Below are 1362 nucleotides of genomic sequence, written 5' to 3' on the forward strand. Positions count from 1 at the left end.
GGTTCCAGGGGTTTCTCGTGACTCCGAAGGCGGACGTCTCCGTCGTACTGCCCATGGCAAATTCGTCCATGTTCGTCTTGCCGATGATTACGGCCCCCGCCTTCCTTAAGCGTTCTACCGCCTCCGCCGTATAGGCAGGCACGAAGTTTTCAAGAATCTTCGAGCTGCAGGTGGTGCGCATGCCTTCGATACACATATTGTCTTTTACCGCGACCGGGACCCCGGCCAGCGGTCCGGTAAGAGTGCCTTCGTCGATCCCCCTCTGTACCTCCTCCGCCTGCTTAAACGCCTTTTCCTCTTCCAGCGTTACGTAGCAGTTAAGCTCCGGCTCCCGCCTTCTTATCTGGGCAAAGACGGCCTCCAGCGCCTCTCTGCACGTTACTTCTCTCTCTTTTATCTTCTTTCCCAGCTGAACCGCAGTCAGTGATAATATCTCTTTTTCTTTCATGGGATCTCCTCCTTATTCCACTGTTTTAGGAACCTTAAACGCACCGTTTTTCTGCTCTGGTGCATTTTTCAGGATGGATTCCCTGTTGATGAGCTCGCGCTCCGCTAAACCAGTATGAGGAAGGCTTTCTTCTCCCGGTATATCCTCCCGGAATACATTGGTCAGGGGGAATCGGTGAGTCATGGGTTCTACGCCCTCTGTATCCAGTTCGTTCAGCTTGTCGATATAGGCAAGCATGCGCTCCATGTCCTTTTTGGCTTCCTCTTTTTCTGCCCCGGACAGCTCAAGCTTTGCCAGAATTCCCACGTATTCGATCATCTCATCACTTACCGCCGGACGAGCGTGAATGGAGCCGGCTTTTGAAGTCTTTTCTGTCATATCTGCCATGGTTCTTTCCTCCGTTTCTATGGCTCCAGTCTGGTTACGTCGCGTGGAAACATCGTCGTCTCACGGACATTCTGCTCGTTTAACAGCCGCATGGTCAGTCTCTCCAGACCGATTCCGAGACCTCCGTGAGGCGGCATACCGTATTTGAATATCATCAGGTAGGATGCCAGCTCCTCCGGGTCCATGCCCCTCGCTTCCATCTTCTTTATGATGGCATCGTAATCGTGGATTCTCTGGCCGCCAGTGGTGATCTCCAGACCACGGAACAGCAGGTCGAAGCTCAGCGTATACTTCGGATCCCGGGGATCGTCCATGGCGTAAAACGGCCGCTTCTTTGACGGGTAATGTGTGACGAAGACAAAATCGCTGCCGAACTCCTCTTTAAAATACCGGCCGATCAGATTCTCTTCCTCCGGCTCTAAATCGTAGGGGTTGCGGATCGGACGGCTGTATTTCTCTGAAACGAGTTCCTTGGCCCGTTTAAAGGTTACAGCGGGAATCTTTGATACGTCCGGAAGTGTAACATT

At 52.6% G+C, this 1362-nt stretch carries 3 protein-coding genes; all 3 read right to left on the reverse strand.

All coding sequences use genetic code 11. The features are described 5' to 3' along the window. Positions 1–448, reverse strand: a 448-nt coding sequence (locus tag ACLTD4_RS24520) for an amidase (RefSeq protein ID WP_412331637.1), incomplete at its 3' end; no start/stop codon positions are given. Between the two features lie 12 nt (positions 449–460). Then, entirely contained in the window at positions 461–835 is a 375-nt protein-coding gene (gene gatC / locus ACLTD4_RS24525) for an Asp-tRNA(Asn)/Glu-tRNA(Gln) amidotransferase subunit GatC (RefSeq protein ID WP_172683662.1), read from the reverse strand. Between the two features lie 17 nt (positions 836–852). Further along, on the reverse strand, positions 853–1362 hold a 510-nt coding region (locus ACLTD4_RS24530; RefSeq protein WP_412331638.1), incomplete at its 5' end, for an amino acid--tRNA ligase-related protein.

The organism is Hungatella sp. (assembly GCF_046966825.1).